Origin of the sequence: Mucilaginibacter sp. (assembly GCF_965200995.1) — a bacterium.
GTDB lineage: Bacteria > Bacteroidota > Bacteroidia > Sphingobacteriales > Sphingobacteriaceae > Mucilaginibacter.
On the sequence record NZ_OZ241743.1, the window covers coordinates 1,975,691 to 1,992,676 of the forward strand.

Sequence of the window (16,986 nt, forward strand, 5' to 3'; positions counted from 1 at the left end):
TTATTGGCACGAAGTATTAATTTACACAGTTTAAACGTTGCTACCAAAACACGATCATGTCAGCCACCGCTAAGGAATTTATTGCAGCATCAGAAGAAAAAGCTTTCGACCTGGGGCACCGCAAGGTAATCAATTACAACATCGGCAAATATGATGCTGCGGTAGAGCGGGGTTTATCCCGCCTGATCAACCTGGATATGGCCAAACGTAAAGGCCATGTGATTAAGTGGCGGGTAATGGAAAATTTAGACCGCTTTTTGCTGGATTTTGAAGCTAATTTTCAGCGCCGGGGCGGCAAGGTGATATGGGCCAATGATGCCGAGGAAGCCAACCGCGAGATATTAAATATCATTGAACGGGCCAATGCTAAAAAGGTGATCAAGGCTAAAACTATGGTTACCGAAGAAATTCATTTAAATGAGTTCTTAGCAGCTAATGGTATAGAATCGCTGGAAAGTGATCTGGGCGAATATATTGTGCAACTGCTGGGGCAAAAACCTTATCATATCGTTACCCCGGCCATGCACCTGTCTAAGCAGGATATTGCCAAACTGTTTAACGAGCGCTTTGGTACTCCTATTGATGCCACGCCGGAGCAGCTTACGGCTAAAGCGCGTGAACTGCTGCGCCAAAAATATTTGCAGGCCGATGTTGGCATTACGGGCGCCAATTTTTTAGTAGCCGATACGGGCAGCGTTGCCCTGAGCGAGAACGAAGGTAACTCAAGGCTGAGTACTACTTTTCCAAAAATTCATATCACGGTGGCCGGTATTGAAAAGCTGATCCCCTCCATTGCCGATTTAGACCTTTATTGGCCTATGCTGGCTACGCACGGCACCGGGCAAAACCTTACCGTATACAATACCTTACTAAGCGGCCCCCGCCAGCCCAACGAAACTGACGGGCCGGAGGAGATGTATGTAATTTTGCTGGATAATGGCCGAACCAGCCTGCTGGCGCAAAAAGAACAGCGGCAGGGGTTATACTGCATCCGTTGCGGGGCCTGCCTTAATGCCTGCCCGGTATACCAGAACATTGGCGGCCATGCGTATGGCGCTACCTATACCGGCCCCATAGGCTCCATTATTACCCCGCACATGAAGGGCATGGAAGAATTTAAGCACCTGAGCTATGCTTCCAGCCTGTGCGGTAAATGTACCGAAGTATGCCCGGTAAAAATTGACCTGCACAAAATGCTGCTGCTTAACCGGCGCGATGCGGTAAAGGAACAGTTGGTAACCAAACCAGAAAAATGGGGCTGGAACGCCTGGAAAAAAGCCATGCTAAGCCGGAAGCTTACCGATTTTTTAGGCGGAAGCACCAAAAACTTTTTGCTGCACTTTTTCTTTAAGAAGACCTGGGGGCATCACCGCGATATGCCTAAAGTGGCTGCTAAATCTTTTTCCCAGCAATGGCAGGAGCAAAACCGTACCGAAATTTAATTATGCGTAAAATTATATTAAACCTGGCTGTAAGTCTGGATGGATTTATTGAAGGCCCCGGTGGCGAATATGACTGGTGCTTTACCGACCAGGATTATGGAATGACCGATTTCTTTGGTGATGTGGATACTTTGTTTTTGGGCCGCAAAAGTTACGAACTGCTGATCAGCGCCGAAGAGAACCCTTTTCCCGGCGTGAAAAAATTTGTGTTTTCCGACACCTTAGCCGAGGTACAGCACGGAGAAGTTGAAATGATAAGTAAGGCCAATTTTAAGGCAGCGGTAAATGAGCTGGTAAACCAGGAAGGCGGCAACATCTGGCTGTTTGGCGGCGCATCACTGATCAACAGCTTTATGCAGGAGCAGCTGATCAGTGAATATATACTGTCGGTTCATCCGGTAATACTGGGCGGCGGCAAGCCCCTGTTTCAGCCCCTCAGCCAGCGTACCGAACTGATGCACACCGATACCATTACCTATCCCGGCGGCCTGGTACAGTTAAAGTATATCCCTAAGCCACAGTTCGACTATAGTATGCTGGATGATATATATACCCGTTCCAATGCGTTTTAAACGCCTGCCACACCAGAACAGATAAAGGTTCTTTTACTGAATCAGCCTAATCCCTGTCCCTGCTGAACTTGCTGAAAGGCAAAGTATTTTCAGCTAATGATATGCTCTCGCGGCGGTTCTTTACAATGTGGATAGCCGAAAACAGCGCTTCGCGGAACGAAACCTCGGAAGCCTTGTTCTTGCCGGCAATATCGTAAGCCGTGCCGTGGTCGGGCGAGGTGCGCACAAAGCTGAGGCCGGCGGTAAAATTTACGCCCGACTCGAAGGAGATCTGCTTAAACGGGATAAGGCCCTGGTCATGGTACATGGCCAGCACCGCATCAAACTTCATATACGCACCATTGGCAAAAAAGCCATCGGCAGGATAGGGGCCAAAGGCCAACAGGTCATTAGCGCGAGCTTCCTCTATGGCCGGAATAATGATGTCTTTCTCCTCATTGCCGATCAACCCGTTATCGCCCGCATGAGGGTTGAGGCCCAATACCGCTATTTTGGGTTTACGTATCCAGAAATCCTGCTTCAAACTTGCGTCCATCAGTTTCAGCTTGGCTAAAATTTTATCCGGGCTGATGCTTTCAGCTACCTGCGCTACCGGGATGTGGCCGGTAACCACACCTACCCGCAGGGTATCACTTACCAGAAACATCAATACTTCGGGTGCACCGTTGCGCTGCTGTAAGTATTCGGTATGGCCCGGGAAGCTGAAATTTTCGTTCTGAATATTATCTTTATTAATAGGAGCGGTTACCAACGCATCAATCTCGCCCGCTACCAGATCATTAGTGGCATGTTCTAAGGATAGAAAGGCATATTTGCCGCCGGTTTCATTAGCTATGCCCGGCTCAATACGCACATCCTCCTCCCAGCAGTGAATAATGTTCGCTTTTTTGGGGCTGGCTTCTGATGGATGAGTGATGATATTAAAATTCAGATCATGAATGTTGCAGGTGCGCCGGTAAAAAGAAGCCACTTTGGTATGCCCGTACACAATGGGTGTGCAGTAATCAAAAATGCGGCTGTCGGCCAGCGTTTTAATAATTACTTCGAGGCCGATACCGTTTACATCGCCTATACTGATACCTATTTTTAATTTCTCACTCATGTTAATTTGATGATTACACTGATTGATGTAATGATTGCACCGATTAGTGTAGTTTGCGCTTACAAAGCAGCGATTATACCAATTTTTTTTGAATATGGCTGCTTTGTGAACATAACCGCTAAAGCCGGGCACTTGTTCATACTATCGGTGCAATCATTACATCAATCTGTGTAATCAGTAAATTCCTTTTTAAAATATACTGTAATTTGCGCCATAATTGTATAAGCATGTCGGTAGTAAGGGCGAAAAAACATTTAGGGCAGCATTTTTTAACCGATAAAAATATTGCTGCCCGTATTGTAGACGGCCTTCGGCCTGATGTGCGCTACAGCCAGGTGCTGGAGGTAGGCCCCGGCATGGGTATCTTATCTGATATTTTACTGCAGCGGAGCGAGTATGAAACTTACCTGATTGACATTGATACCGAATCTTATACCTTCTTGCAAAAGAAATACCCGCAGTTAGGCCCCCGGCTGTTAAACGCAGACTTTTTGGAGCTGGATTTCAGCCAGCTTTTTCAGCGGCCTTTTGCCATCATCGGTAACTTTCCATATAATATTTCCTCACAGATATTATTCAAGGTATTGGACAACCGGCAACAGGTGGTGGAAGTGGTCGGCATGTTTCAGAAGGAAGTGGCCGAGCGTTGCACCGCTAAAGCCGGAAGCAAGGAATACGGTATTCTCAGCGTGTTTTTACAGGCGTATTACAAGGTGGAATACCTGTTTACGGTAAAAGCCGGCGCCTTTAACCCGCCGCCCAAAGTATTATCGGGCGTAATTCGCCTAACCCGCAATGAAGTTGAAGAACTGCCCTGCGATGAAAAACTGTTCTGGCAGGTGGTAAAAGCCGGTTTTAACCAGCGCCGTAAAACGTTGCGCAATGCGGTATCGGGGCTGATGAACAAAGAAAGAATGGCTGATGAACCGCTGCTGGAGCTGCGTGCCGAACGGCTGACGGTAGATGATTTTGTAAGATTAACGAACCGGATTAAAGAAAGCAATACATAATATAAACCTACAACAGCTGTACCTGACAATGCTTATGAACAACAAGTTATTAATAGTAGACGACCTGCACCCAACATTTATTACGCAGGCCGGGGCCTTAGGCTATGTTTGTGATTACCGGCCTGATATTAAAACGCAGGAAGCCATCAGTTTACTGCCTGATTATATAGGCCTGGTTATCCGTTCCAAGTTTCAGGTGAGCCGCGAAGTGATGGATGCTGCGCCGCAATTGCGCTTTGTAGCCAGGGCCGGGGCCGGTATGGATAATATTGATGAAGCCTGCGCCCTGCAAAAAGGCATCGAACTGATTAATGCGCCCGAAGGCAATGCCGATGCCGTAGGCGAACATGCGGTGGGCTTATTGCTGGCCCTGCGCAACCACCTGCTTACGGCTGATGTCGAAGTGCGCCACCACCTGTGGCAGCGCGAAGCGAACCGGGGCTATGAACTGAAAGGCAAAACGGTGGGCATCATTGGCTACGGGCACATGGGCCAGAGCTTTGCCCGCAAGCTAAGTGGCTTTGAGGTAAACATAATAGCTTACGACAAGTACAAAACCGGTTTCAGCGACCGCTATGCCCGCGAGGTGAGCATGGAGGAAATTGTAAAGCACAGTGATGTTTTGAGTCTGCATGTGCCGCTCACCGCCGAAACCAACGGATTGGTGGATGAAGAATATCTGTTCCACTTTAAAAAACCTGTTTTCCTGATCAATACTTCACGGGGTAAAGTGGTACAGGTACAGGCGGTACTTAATGCCATAAAGCAAGGCAAAATATTAGGTGCAGCTTTGGATGTGCTGGAAGTAGAAAAATTTCCTGCACTGGCAGAGCAGCCCTGGTTTGAGGAACTAAAACAGTGCAGGCAGGTGCTGCTTACCCCTCATGTGGCCGGCTGGACATTTGAATCTTACCAAAAAATAAGTGAGGTAATGGCGGGTAAACTTAAGCCAGCAGCCGAATGGCAGGATACGGCGTAAGTTAAAAGTTACCCATGTATATAGCAGAAACCCCTCCCTGCCCTCCTAAGGGTGGGGTTTCTGTGCTAATGCGTTTTCACAATCAAATCAATGGTGAACCTGCGTTTTAATCAATCATTATACTGTCAACGGCATTTTGGAAAGCAGTTTCCTTTACACCCGGCACTTTAAGGCCTTCCGCACGAAAGACTGTAAGGTCGGTCATGCCCAGGAAGCCTAAAAATGCTTTCAGGTAGGGGGCTACAAAGTCGTTAGCCTTTGCCGCACCTTCCGAGTACATGCCTCCGGCAGACATGGCTACATAAACCTTCTTTCCCGTTACCATGCCAACCGGGCCGTTTTCACCATAACCAAAGGTGATACCGGCCCTGGTGATGTGATCAATCCATGCTTTCAGTGCGGTATGGATGGTAAAGTTATACAGCGGCGCACCAATAACCACAACATCCGCTGCCATCAACTGCTTTACAGCTTCATCTGAATAGCGGATTGACTCCTTGTCCTCAGCAGTCAGCTGATCGCCGGGAAGAAAAAATGTGCGGAGGATAGCAGGGCTTAGGTGCGGCACTTCCAACTGTACCAGATCAACTTCTTTAAGCTCGCTTCCCGGATACTTTTCCTGTACCTTTTCAACAATGGCTCTGCCTAATTTGATGCTGTAGGACTCGTTACCCTGAATGCTCGACATCAGATGCAAAATACGTTTCATGATCTTAATTAATTTTGGTGAATAGTTACCGGAGCATCCTGCCTTTTTATAGCCTCCATAATAGCTGATAGTTCAATTATCATTTGCCGGTTGAGCAGGTTATGTTCCGGTTTGATTTATTGTGGGCAAAAGTAACTTTGGCGGCTATTAAAAGGATAGTACTTACCCAAAGGAAAGCGCTTACGTTTAGGAAAGTGCTTATTTTTGAAGATGGAAACATTGGTGCAGGAAAGGCTGATAAGCAAAGCGGAATGTGCAAGTTCGCTCAATAATGTTCTTGATGCTTTATATGTGCTTAACGGCAAATGGAAACTGCCATTGATACTGACCATTGTGCAGGTACCAAAGCGGTTTAATGAGATACAGAAAGCAGTAGGCAGTATCTCTCCCAAGGTGCTGGCTAAAGAGTTAAAGGAGTTGGAATTGAACGAATTTATTAAAAGGAATATTCACCCTACAACCCCGGTAACGGTAATGTATGAAGCTACCGGTTACAGCCATACCCTGAAAAATGTACTGAGTGAATTAAGCGCCTGGGGGGCGCAGCACCGGGAAAAGATTAAGCAAAGTATGAGGCGATAAGGCGGCTAAGGATAGCTTTAGCCTGATGTTATTTCATGTAATTTACCTGATGTAACGCATTTTGTGAAAAAAGATAAAACCATATCAACTTCTTGAAGTTGTATCTATAGTTAATTTGTTAATTAAAACGTAATTACTATGAAAAAGTTAAGTTTAATGATGGCCGTATTAGCCACATGTGCCTTTGAAGTTGCTATAGCTCAAACTGATGATAAACAGCCTGTAAAAAGAAACAATACAGTTAATGCAGTTCGTGATACTGTACCCACAACACGGCCTGCTACCCGCAGGGGCGTACCCAGTACCACCAGGCCAACTACATCACCGGTAAACCCGAGTACCAACCCGGCTTACCCGACCACAACGCCGACGACATCGCCGACAAGCCCGAATGTACCGACGACAACGCCAACGAACCCAAGTTCGCCAACAAACCCGTCGACCACACGGCCAGGTACAATGCCGACCACTACACCAACTTCACCTGTCACAACACCACCGGCAGGTAAGTAACACAGAGATTTAAATAACAAAAAGCCCTATACTGATCAGTATGGGGCTTTTTGTTGTTTAAAGGCAGATCAGACACTATTTACCTGCGGTTGGTGTTATCACCAACCGCTACCTGCACTATCCTTCCTGCATCAACTCACATTTATCTCATAAACCATATAAACACATTTCAGCGGTTGATGATAACACCAACCGCGAGTAGTAAAAAACAATTTTGGCCATTTCGACCGCAGGGAGAAATCTTCTAAAAGTGACCAGTTTGCGGTAGGAGATTTCTCCCTGCGGTCGAGATGACAGGCGGGATGTTTTTACTGCTTATTTCAGCAGCTGATAAGTAATCAAACTGACTACATAGGCCAGCACCGTCATGTAAGCAAACTGCGCTGCTGGCCAGCGCCAGTTCTTGGTTTCGCGGTATACTACGGCTACGGTACTGGCGCATTGCATGGCAAAGGCATAAAACATCATCAGTGAAAAGGCTACCGCCAGGGTAAATGCCGGTTTACCCGTATTGGCATTACGGGCGCTGCCCATTTTTTGCTGTACCGATTGTATCTGGTCGGCATCGCCATCAACGCTGTAAATGGTGGCCATGGTGCCTACAAATACTTCGCGCGCCGCAAAGGAGGTAATCAGGGCAATGCCAATTTTCCAGTCGAACCCTAAAGGCCGTATCGCCGGCTCAATCACATGGCCTAACCGGCCGGCATAGGAATTTTCCAGTTTCTCAGAAGCGATGATGTGCTTCAGGTCAGCCGGCTTAACCGTATGTGTGTACTGCGGCTGGCTGTATTTATGATCTATTTGTGCAAAGCTGTTGCCCGGGCCGTAAGAAGCCAGTACCCATAGCACAATAGATACGGCTATAATTACTTTGCCGGCTTGCAGTACGAAGGTTTTGGCCCGCTCATACATGGTAAGCAGCACATTATTCCAGCGGGGCATACGGTATACGGGCAGCTCCATAATAAAGTAGCCGCGCTCTTTGGCCTTTAAGATGAACTTCATTACATAAGCTACCACAATGGCCGATACCAGGCTGAGTACATACATGGCGGTAAGTACCAGGCCCTGCAAATTAAATATCCACCATACGTTGCGGTTGGGTACCACCAGCGCGATCAGCAGCGTGTATACCGGCAACCGGGCCGAGCAGGTAACCAGCGGCGTTACCATAATGGTAATCATGCGGTCTTTCCAGTTCTCAATGGTGCGCGTACTCATAATGGAAGGCACAGCGCAGGCGAAGCCGCCGATTAACGGCACTACCGATTTGCCGTTCAACCCAACCTTTCGCATCAGCTTATCCATCATAAAGGTAACCCGGGCCATATAGCCGGTATCTTCCAAAATGGAAATGAAGGCAAATAAAATGGCAATCTGCGGAATAAACACCATTACGCCGCTTAAGCCGGCCACAATGCCATCGGCTAATAAATCCACCAGCGGGCCGGTCGGCAACTGGTTATGTACAAAGCTCTGCAGCCAGATAAAGGCGCTTTCAATCAGCGACATCGGGTACTTTGACCAGGAGAAGATAGCCTGAAATATAAAGAGCAGAATACCTGCAAAAATGATGAAGCCAAAAATACGGTGGGTGAGCACCCGGTCAATTTTGTTGCTCAGGGTTTCATCCTGTGCAGCCTCGGTTTTGGTAACCGTATCGTATAAAATATCATTAATAAAATTGTAGCGGGCAATGGTTTCGGTAGCCTGCGCCTTCTGCGAATGAAACTGGTGTTCTTCCTCTAACTGTTCAATCCGGCCGCTTTCTTGCGGCGACAAAAACTGCAGGGTTTCATGCTGGTGGGCGAGTTGCAGGGCATAATAGGGGTTGTCTACCTGCATTTCTTCGCCGATGCTGGCAATCAGTTGAGGGGCAATAGCGCTTACATCAATGGTATCCTGTTGCAGGGCAAACTTGTTGGCGTAAGCAATGCCTTTTTTTAAATCATCAATTCCCTCGCCTTTCCGGGCGGCAACCGGGATCACCATTACGCCCAGTTTGGCAGCCAGCGCATCTACGTCAATCTGTATACCGCTTGCCGGCGCCATATCCATCATATTGAGCGCTACAATTACCGGTATCTTTAAATCGGCTACCTGTGTATACAGCAGCAGATTGCGTTTCAGGTTAGTGGCATCCAGTACAATAACAACGAGGTCTGGCTGCAGGGTATGCGATTTATCGGCCAGTACGGAGAATACAATCGATTCGTCCTGGCTTTTTGGGTACAGGCTATAGGTGCCCGGCAGGTCAATAATCTCGGCTGTACGGCCATCGGGCAGTGCGCAAAAGCCGGTTTTTTTATCTACCGTAACCCCCGGAAAATTTCCTATTTTTTGATTGAGGCCGGTTAAGGCATTGAAAACTGTTGATTTTCCGGTGTTCGGATTGCCTACAAGCGCAACGCTGAGATCAACTTTCAAGGTAAGAAATTACTGTAAAATTATAGTGGCGGCTTCGCGTTTGCGTAAACTAAGCATATAACCGGAAACTTTGATGGCAATAGGATCACCTAAAGGCGCTACTCGTGTAACACTAATTTCCTCGCCGGGCAAACAGCCCATCTCCATCAGCTTTACCGACATTTCCAAATCGGTAAACTCCTTAACGATTCCTTTTTTGCCTACTTCAAGTTGCGAAAGTTTCATTATGCCTGGATATATATCAAAGATAGGCTTATTTATATTAAATCCAAATAGGTGTAATGTAATATTCATAGCTCAATGGCATTTGGTGCAGTACTCATATAGGAGTTAGTACCAGATTTCTATTATCGTACCTGCAAGCTAATCTACCGATGCATACAATCAGCCAAAGAGGGTATGAATCCGGCAATAATGAAAATTTGCCCCCAAGGCAGCCGTAAAGAACTGATTTTACGGACAATTCATGCAACGTTACTATCAGGCCGTTGTCTTATTGATATGGTTGTATTTCCTCACGGTAAATTTTATTTGAAGTACATTATAAAGTTAACAACAGTTGCCTTGCTGCTTACCATTAACGGCTTTGCACAAACCAAACCGCTAACCGAAGTTCCGTTCTTCATTAAAGAAGAAAAGATATATTTTAAGTGCCGGGTCAATCACTCGGATAGCCTTACCTTTTTGTTTGATACCGGCGCCAGCCCGATGGTAATTGCTGATAGTGTTGCTGTAAACCGGTTGCGCCTGAAAATGGATAGTGAAGTACAGAATGAAGGAGCAAACGGCATCAGTACCGTTAAAGTTACCCGGCATTATCAATTGAGTATAGGTAATCTCGATATAGCTGATGTAAACTTTGTTTCCATCCCTTATCCTGGCTATCCGTTTGATGGTGTGCTGGGCCTGGAGGTAATGAAACGCTATGTAATTAAGGTAGATTACAAGAGCCGGAAGCTGCTGTTTTATGACCGGGCTGCCTTTGTATATAAAGGTGCCGGCATCAGGCTGAAAGTAAAGTACCTGCACAATGTGCCTACCATAGCAGGCAGTATACATATCGGCAAAAAACGGTACAATGGCCGCTTTGAAATGGATACGGGTTCTGATACCGGGCTGGATTTAACTTCACCCTTTGTGAATAAATACCACCTGCGCGACAGCCTGAAAACCATTGCCATTAGTACGGCTTTAGGTTCTGATGGTACTTCGAGCAGGTTGTATGTGGTGCGTATGCCCGAAGTGCGGTTGGGTGATTTCCGTTTCTACGTAATTCCTGCCGGACTGGCCACAGCCACCAAAGGTTTAATGTCGGCCACTGATATACAGGGCGTATTGGGCAATAAGTTTTTAAAGCGGTTCAATATCACCTATGATCTCTCGCGCGGACAGGTTTACCTGGAGCCTAATGATTTACTGCACAGTAAGTACTTTGACTGGCTGTAGCGGGCAAAGAGCTTAATGTACAAATCCCTCCCTGCACTCCCGGGGGAGGGATAAGTTTTGTTATTGATTATATTATAGAATATGTCCCTCTCCCGGGAGGGTAGGGAGGGGTTTCTGCTGTATAAAAGCATTATTCCAGCAAACTTCTATCAAAACCTTTCGGTAATATAACTTCAGGCCGTTCCTTTATCAACTCTATCATCTTCCCTTCAATTGCCATTAACACATTCAATCGGTCATATACTACTTGTCTTTCTGTAAAACGTAATACGCTGATACCAAAAGTTTCTATTCTTGCCTGCCTTATAATGTCCTCCTGATAAGCTTCTTCTGCGTAATGCGACAAGCCGTCCACCTCAATAGCCAGCATTAAATCCTTGCAATAAAAATCTACAATGTAATTGTCGGTACAGCGTTGCCGGTCAAAATCGAATCCTAACATTTTATCCGTTTTTAACTCGTTCCATAATAGTGCTTCACCTCTGGTCATGCTATTTCTGAGTTGCCTGGCTAAAGGTTTGAGGGCCGGGTTATATGGAATGATTTTCGGCATAATGTAAGGTAAAGAGATAACGTAATGTATACAATTTTAGAATGGGAAGAAGCAGACCTGCTTGATGCTGGCATAGTGTATAAACCCCTCCCCGCCCTCCCGGGGGAGGGAGGGGTTTATACAAGTGAAAAGCCTTTGCGCCCTGTCTAAACAAAAAAAGCGCCTCTCACAAGAGGCGCTTTGCAAATTATTTGCTCAGGTACATCGACTTTTCCTTATACAGATGCCGGAAATAAGGATCCTGCAGGTCCGGGATGAAGCGGATGGCCTCGCCGGTTGATTTCATTTCCGGGCCCAGCTCTTTGCTTACTTCGGGAAACTTGCTGAACGAAAATACCGGTTCCTTAATGGCATAGCCTTTCAGCTTACGCTCAATAGTGAAATCGCTTAGCTTATGCGTACCCAGCATAATTTTGGCGGCAATGTTAATGTAAGGTACATCATAAGCCTTAGCAATAAAAGGTACGGTACGCGAAGCGCGCGGGTTAGCCTCAATTACGTATACTTTATCGTTCTTAATTGCGAACTGAATATTCAGTAAACCACGCACATTAAGCGCCCTGGCCAGCTTTTTAGAGTATTCGTCCATCTGGCTGATCACGCTATCCGATAAATCAAATGGCGGCAGTACGGCGTAAGAATCGCCGGAGTGGATACCCGCCGGCTCAATGTGCTCCATCATGCCTATAATGTGCACATCCTCGCCATCACAGATGGAATCTGATTCGGCCTCGGCGGCACGGTCCAGAAAGTGGTCGATGAGCACGCGGTTACCCGGCAGGTTTTTGAGCAGGTTAACTACGGCGCGTTCCAGGTCCTCATCATTGATCACGATGCTCATACCCTGGCCGCCCAGTACATAACTGGGGCGCACTAATACCGGGTAACCTACCTGGTGGGCCACCTCAATGGCTTCCTCGGCGCTTTCGGCTACGCCGTACTTAGGGTAGGGTATCTCCAGCTCTTTCAGCAGATCAGAAAAACGGCCGCGGTCTTCGGCAATATCCATATCGTTGTAAGAGGTGCCGATGATTTTGATGCCATGTTCATTCAGCTTCTCCGCCATCTTCAGCGCAGTCTGGCCGCCCAACTGTACAATTACGCCTTCCGGCTTTTCCAGCTCAATAATTTCGCGCACATGCTCCCAGAATACCGGCTCGAAATATAGCTTGTCGGCCATGTTAAAGTCGGTAGAAACAGTTTCGGGGTTACAGTTAATCATAATGGCCTCAAAGCCGGTTTCCTTGGCGGCCAGCAAACCATGCACGCAGCTGTAATCAAACTCAATACCCTGCCCGATACGGTTAGGGCCGGAGCCTAATACAATGATCTTCTTTTTATCAGACGAGATAGATTCGTTCTCGCCCTCGTAGGTAGAATAATAATAAGGGGTTTGCGCCTGAAACTCGGCCGCGCAGGTATCCACCATTTTGTACACACGGTTGATGCCTAACTCCTTGCGGCGGTTGTACACCTGGTCTTCGGTGGTATTGGCACCCAGTACCCAGGCAATCTGCACATCAGAAAAGCCTTTTTGCTTCAAGGTCATCAGGAAGTCGGGCGGAATATTGTTCACCGAGTAACGGCGCAGTTCCGTTTCCATTGTTACAATCTCCTGTATCTGGTTTAAAAACCAGCGGTCGATGTGCGTAACCTTACGTACCGATTCGATAGGTACGCCCAGGCTCAGGGCATCGTATACATGGAACAAACGGTCCCAGCTCGGGTGCTCCAGGCTGTGCATAATCTCATCGAGGTTACGGCTCTGGCGGCCATCGGCTCCTAAGCCGGCACGGCCAATTTCCAAACTCTGGCAGGCCTTCTGCAAAGCCTCGATAAAGCTGCGGCCAATACCCATCACCTCGCCTACCGATTTCATCTGCAGGCCCAGCTCTTTGTTGGCGCCTTTAAACTTATCGAAGTTCCAGCGCGGTATCTTTACAATTACATAATCCAGCGTGGGCTCAAAGTAAGCCGAAGTGGTTTGGGTAATCTGGTTTTGCAGTTCGTCCAGGTTATAACCGATAGCCAGCTTGGCGGCTATCTTAGCAATGGGATAACCGGTAGCTTTAGAAGCCAAGGCTGATGAACGCGATACACGCGGGTTAATTTCAATGGCAATGATCTCCTCATTGGCCGGGTTCACCGAGAATTGCACATTACAGCCGCCGGCAAAGTTGCCAATGGCCCGCATCATCTTAATGGCCTGGTTACGCATTTCCTGGTAGCAGCGGTCGCTCAGGGTCATGGCCGGGGCTACGGTGATGCTGTCGCCGGTATGGATGCCCATCGGATCGAAGTTCTCGATGGAGCAGATGATGATCACGTTATCGCGACTGTCGCGCAGCAATTCCAGCTCAAATTCCTTCCATCCCAATACCGCTTTCTCTACCAGTACCTCGTGGGTAGGCGAGGCTTGCAGGCCACGGCTAAGGGCCGCATCAAAATCCTGTTTTTTGTGTACAAAGCCGCCGCCGGTACCACCCAAGGTGTAACTGGGGCGAATAACCAGCGGAAAGCCAATTAATTGCGCCGCCTCTTTGCCTTCTAAAAAGGAGTTGGCTATTTTGGAAGTGGCTACGCCCACGCCGATATCTACCATCAGCTGGCGGAACGCCTCGCGGTTTTCGGTTTTCTCGATAGCGGCCACATCCACACCTACCACCCGTACGCCATACTTTTCCCAGATGCCGCGCTCGGAAGCTTCTATACACAGGTTCAGTGCCGTTTGCCCGCCCATAGTAGGGAGTACGGCATCAATCTGCCGTTCGGACAAAATGTGTTCTATACTCTCGCAGTTGAGCGGCAGCAGGTATACATGGTCGGCAATTACCTTGTCCGTCATGATGGTGGCCGGGTTGCTGTTGATGATGGAAACCGTGATGCCCTCGTCTTTTAACGAAAGGGCGGCCTGCGAGCCGGCATAATCAAATTCACAAGCCTGACCAATAATGATAGGGCCGGAACCGATAATTAATACGGATTTGATGGAGGTATCTTTGGGCATAGTTTTGTAAGAGTTTTTTTACGTTCATAGTTCATGGTTTATAGTTAACAGCGACTTGCTATGAACTATAAACCATGAACTATGAACCAAATTTCTATGCGCTGAAAAAGAAAAATCCCGACTTCAGCGTCGGGATGCAAAGATAGTAGTTTACGGGGTATATGCTTTTAAAAAGTAAGATTTATTGCAACCCCCCTTTTTTAGTAAAAGTTATGGATATACTGTTATAAATTAATTGCAATGTTATACAGCCCCTGCACCGGGCGGCCGTTCTGCATAGCCGGTTTCCAGCCCGCCGAAGTACTGGCGGCGGCTATCAGCGCCTTGTCTACAACGGGGTTGTAGGAGCCAAACAGCCTGGTATTTATGGGTTTGCCTTGCGGGGTAACTATAAACGTCATCAGTACCACCTTTTTGGCCGCAGGGGCAGCGCCTTTTTTTACTGCAGGCGTTTTATAAGGCGCTTTCTTTTTCAGGTAGGCTAAAAATGCGGCATCGCCGCCGGTATAGGCTGCACCCTGTATTTTATGCTGATAGGTATACTTTACGCCATTCGGCATCTGGCAAACCCCCGACACAAACTGGCCGTTGCGATAGGTATCGGTATAAGTGATTTTTTCGGATGCATAGCTGCCATGCCAGTCGCCATCCGGGTTGCCGTTTTTCACATCTCCCTGTTCCGAAATGTTGCCGGTTAGCGGGTTGTAATCTATATAATGGCCATTGCCATCCGTTACTATGGCTTTGCCGGCAGTATCGGTACAGCTTAATATCTTAAAGTTGGCATCTATGTTTTTAGTGGTTAAGGTATCAAAAGTCAGCAGCGTGTGCAGTTTGCCGTTCGGATAATAAACATAACTGTTGCCCAGGTAGGTACCGCCGCTGTAATCAGTTACCGACTCGCGGTTACCATTGCTGTAAAAGGTGGCGCATTGCCCTTCCAGCACAATAGGATCAATAGCGGTGGATTTGCCCACCAGTTTGCGCTTGCCGTTGGTGTAATACTCCTGAACATTAAACAGGGTAGAAGCCGAGTCGGGCGGGGTAATAATGCGGATGTAGTCGGCACTGTCGGCCACAGGTACTTTGTTGCCGTTGTATTTTAAATAATATACTGTTTTAGGCTGGGCAAAAACCGTTAATGACAGGGCAAGCAAACCTATAGTAAAAAAGAATTTCATTGTTGTTAATTAGGGCAACTAAAATAAACAAATTTATCAATGGCGGGGCAAGGGAAGATTGATGGGACGAGAAAAAAATATTTTTCAACCGGGCCATGCATAAGGTAGCAGTCATTCATCCATATGCCTGCAAAAAAAACGATTTAACAGACATTTTAAGCCGTTTATCGACTTTTATGGACTTTTATGGATCTGAATTGATGCCCGGAAGCTCACATTTATCCTCTGGCCAGTACAAAATGCAATAAATCATTTACCGGTTGCCGGATGATTTTACCCACCTGTATCTGCTGCGCTTCGCACAGGGCTTTCAGTTCATCGGCAAAGTGCCAGGCTATTGAGCCTACAAAATTACAGGGGTACTTCTTGTAATCTGTATAGGATTTAACATTACTCTCAATAAAGTTGCTTAAGCCTCTGTTTATCAGTTCGTTGCTGTAAGCAGTCCCTTTTATTTCGCTCAAGAAAGCGGCAAATGCAGCCAGGTATGAATTACCGCCGGGCTGCTGGTATACCCGGTTAATTACCTCATCTTTGGTTACTTTGTAGCTTTTTCTGAACCGGGCGGCAATGTCATCAGGCATTTGCCCATACAGATAATTGGTAATCAGCACTTTACCAAACCAGGTGCCCGAGCCTTCATCGCCCAGCACAAAGCCTAAGCCATGCTTACCGGCATGAATGTCGTGCCCGTCAAAAAAAGAAATATTAGAACCCGTACCCAATACGCAGCAGAAACCCTGCTTGCGGCCGCAGGTAGCATAAGCCGAACCCAGCAGATCGCTGTCTACACTGATAAATGCTTTCGAAAAAAGCTGGCTGAGGGCGTTAGAAACGATTTCGTGCCGGTCGGGGCTGGAGCAGCCTGCCCCAAAAAAGTAGATCTCAGCAACATCATTTCCCTGGGCTACCAGTTCGGCGGCCTGGTGCTGGATAACTTTTGTAATCTCTCTTTCGGTAAGGAAGTAAGGGTTGAGGCCGCCGGTTTTAAACGCAACAGGGGCATCCGTACCGGTGAGCAGCCAATCTGTTTTGGAGGAGCCGCTATCGGCTACCAGTATCCTGCTCAAAGTTCCTGTAAAATTTTTTGCGTAAGCGGCTTATGAATAAACTGGCTGATGTATTTGTTTTGGCTGGAGCGCTTTACGTCGGTAGGGTCAAGCGAGGAGGACAGCATAAATATCTTTACGCTGTTCTTCTTATTAAAGTTCAGCTTATCGAGTTCCTGTAAAAACTCAAACCCGTTCATCATGGGCATCCGCAAGTCTAAAAAGATCACATCCGGCTCAATCACACCATCCCGGATGGAGTCGATAGCGTCAGGGGCTGATTGCTCCACAATCACCTTTTCGGCAAAATTGCTGCTTTCCAAAATTCTGCGGGTAACGAAATTATCAATGTAATTATCGTCAATGAGTAAACAGGTCTTATAGTTAACAGACATTGATTTCAAAAATAGT

The 16,986-nt window shown here is 47.2% G+C and carries 15 protein-coding genes; 6 read left to right on the top strand and 9 right to left on the bottom strand.

Features of this window, described 5'->3' with window-relative positions; genetic code table 11:
• The first annotated feature begins 56 nt into the window (after positions 1 to 56).
• Positions 57 to 1,442 carry a LutB/LldF family L-lactate oxidation iron-sulfur protein gene (locus ACY652_RS09375; protein ID WP_462268180.1) on the top strand — a complete coding sequence of 462 codons (1,386 nt, stop codon included), beginning with the start codon at positions 57 to 59 and terminating at the stop codon, positions 1,440 to 1,442.
• 2 nt (positions 1,443 to 1,444) lie between these two features.
• Positions 1,445 to 2,014: a dihydrofolate reductase family protein gene (locus ACY652_RS09380; protein ID WP_462268182.1), complete on the top strand. Its 570-nt coding sequence runs from the start codon at positions 1,445 to 1,447 to the stop codon at positions 2,012 to 2,014.
• Positions 2,015 to 2,060: 46 nt separating this feature from the next.
• Here ACY652_RS09380 and pdxA read toward each other — a convergent pair whose 3' ends face one another.
• Positions 2,061 to 3,116 carry a 4-hydroxythreonine-4-phosphate dehydrogenase PdxA gene (gene pdxA / locus ACY652_RS09385; RefSeq protein WP_462268184.1) on the bottom strand — a complete coding sequence of 352 codons (1,056 nt, stop codon included), beginning with the start codon at positions 3,114 to 3,116 and terminating at the stop codon, positions 2,061 to 2,063.
• 227 nt (positions 3,117 to 3,343) lie between these two features.
• Between pdxA and rsmA the strand changes: the two genes are divergently transcribed.
• Both rsmA and ACY652_RS09395 read left to right on the top strand, forming a co-directional pair.
• Complete coding sequence (rsmA, locus tag ACY652_RS09390; protein ID WP_462268186.1) at positions 3,344 to 4,126, top strand: 16S rRNA (adenine(1518)-N(6)/adenine(1519)-N(6))-dimethyltransferase RsmA; 783 nt, start codon at positions 3,344 to 3,346, stop codon at positions 4,124 to 4,126.
• A 34-nt stretch (positions 4,127 to 4,160) separates the two neighbouring features.
• Positions 4,161 to 5,105 (top strand): NAD(P)-dependent oxidoreductase, encoded by a 945-nt coding sequence (locus tag ACY652_RS09395; protein WP_462268188.1) that lies wholly within the window; start codon positions 4,161 to 4,163, stop codon positions 5,103 to 5,105.
• 106 nt (positions 5,106 to 5,211) lie between these two features.
• Here ACY652_RS09395 and ACY652_RS09400 read toward each other — a convergent pair whose 3' ends face one another.
• A complete protein-coding gene (locus ACY652_RS09400; protein ID WP_462268190.1) occupies positions 5,212 to 5,814 on the bottom strand; it encodes an FMN-dependent NADH-azoreductase in 603 nt (200 codons plus the stop codon).
• A 210-nt stretch (positions 5,815 to 6,024) separates the two neighbouring features.
• On the opposite strand from ACY652_RS09400, the gene ACY652_RS09405 reads away from it, so the two are divergent.
• Complete coding sequence (locus tag ACY652_RS09405; protein WP_462268192.1) at positions 6,025 to 6,396, top strand: winged helix-turn-helix transcriptional regulator; 372 nt, start codon at positions 6,025 to 6,027, stop codon at positions 6,394 to 6,396.
• An 828-nt stretch (positions 6,397 to 7,224) separates the two neighbouring features.
• Here ACY652_RS09405 and feoB read toward each other — a convergent pair.
• Together feoB and ACY652_RS09415 are read right to left on the bottom strand one after the other, a co-directional pair.
• On the bottom strand, positions 7,225 to 9,339 hold the full coding sequence (gene feoB, locus ACY652_RS09410; RefSeq protein WP_462268194.1) for a ferrous iron transport protein B: 2,115 nt from the start codon (positions 9,337 to 9,339) through the stop codon (positions 7,225 to 7,227).
• 9 nt (positions 9,340 to 9,348) lie between these two features.
• Positions 9,349 to 9,564 carry a FeoA family protein gene (locus tag ACY652_RS09415; RefSeq protein WP_462264030.1) on the bottom strand — a complete coding sequence of 72 codons (216 nt, stop codon included), beginning with the start codon at positions 9,562 to 9,564 and terminating at the stop codon, positions 9,349 to 9,351.
• A gap of 306 nt (positions 9,565 to 9,870) precedes the next feature.
• Between ACY652_RS09415 and ACY652_RS09420 the strand changes: the two genes are divergently transcribed.
• Complete coding sequence (locus ACY652_RS09420; RefSeq protein ID WP_462264032.1) at positions 9,871 to 10,785, top strand: aspartyl protease family protein; 915 nt, start codon at positions 9,871 to 9,873, stop codon at positions 10,783 to 10,785.
• Between the two features lie 130 nt (positions 10,786 to 10,915).
• Here ACY652_RS09420 and ACY652_RS09425 read toward each other — a convergent pair whose 3' ends face one another.
• The 5 genes from ACY652_RS09425 to ACY652_RS09445 form a co-directional block, all read right to left on the bottom strand.
• The gene (locus ACY652_RS09425; protein ID WP_462264034.1) at positions 10,916 to 11,338 is read right to left on the bottom strand and encodes an endonuclease domain-containing protein; all 423 of its coding nucleotides are present in this window, start codon (positions 11,336 to 11,338) and stop codon (positions 10,916 to 10,918) included.
• 187 nt (positions 11,339 to 11,525) lie between these two features.
• Positions 11,526 to 14,345 carry a carbamoyl-phosphate synthase large subunit gene (carB, locus tag ACY652_RS09430; protein ID WP_462264036.1) on the bottom strand — a complete coding sequence of 940 codons (2,820 nt, stop codon included), beginning with the start codon at positions 14,343 to 14,345 and terminating at the stop codon, positions 11,526 to 11,528.
• 224 nt (positions 14,346 to 14,569) lie between these two features.
• Positions 14,570 to 15,526: a hypothetical protein gene (locus tag ACY652_RS09435; RefSeq protein ID WP_462264038.1), complete on the bottom strand. Its 957-nt coding sequence runs from the start codon at positions 15,524 to 15,526 to the stop codon at positions 14,570 to 14,572.
• Positions 15,527 to 15,744: 218 nt separating this feature from the next.
• Positions 15,745 to 16,596 (bottom strand): N-acetylglucosamine kinase, encoded by an 852-nt coding sequence (locus ACY652_RS09440; RefSeq protein ID WP_462264040.1) that lies wholly within the window; start codon positions 16,594 to 16,596, stop codon positions 15,745 to 15,747.
• On the bottom strand, positions 16,593 to 16,970 hold the full coding sequence (locus ACY652_RS09445) for a response regulator (protein ID WP_462264042.1): 378 nt from the start codon (positions 16,968 to 16,970) through the stop codon (positions 16,593 to 16,595). The genes ACY652_RS09440 and ACY652_RS09445 overlap by 4 nt, the downstream gene beginning before the upstream one ends.
• Positions 16,971 to 16,986 lie beyond the last annotated feature (16 nt).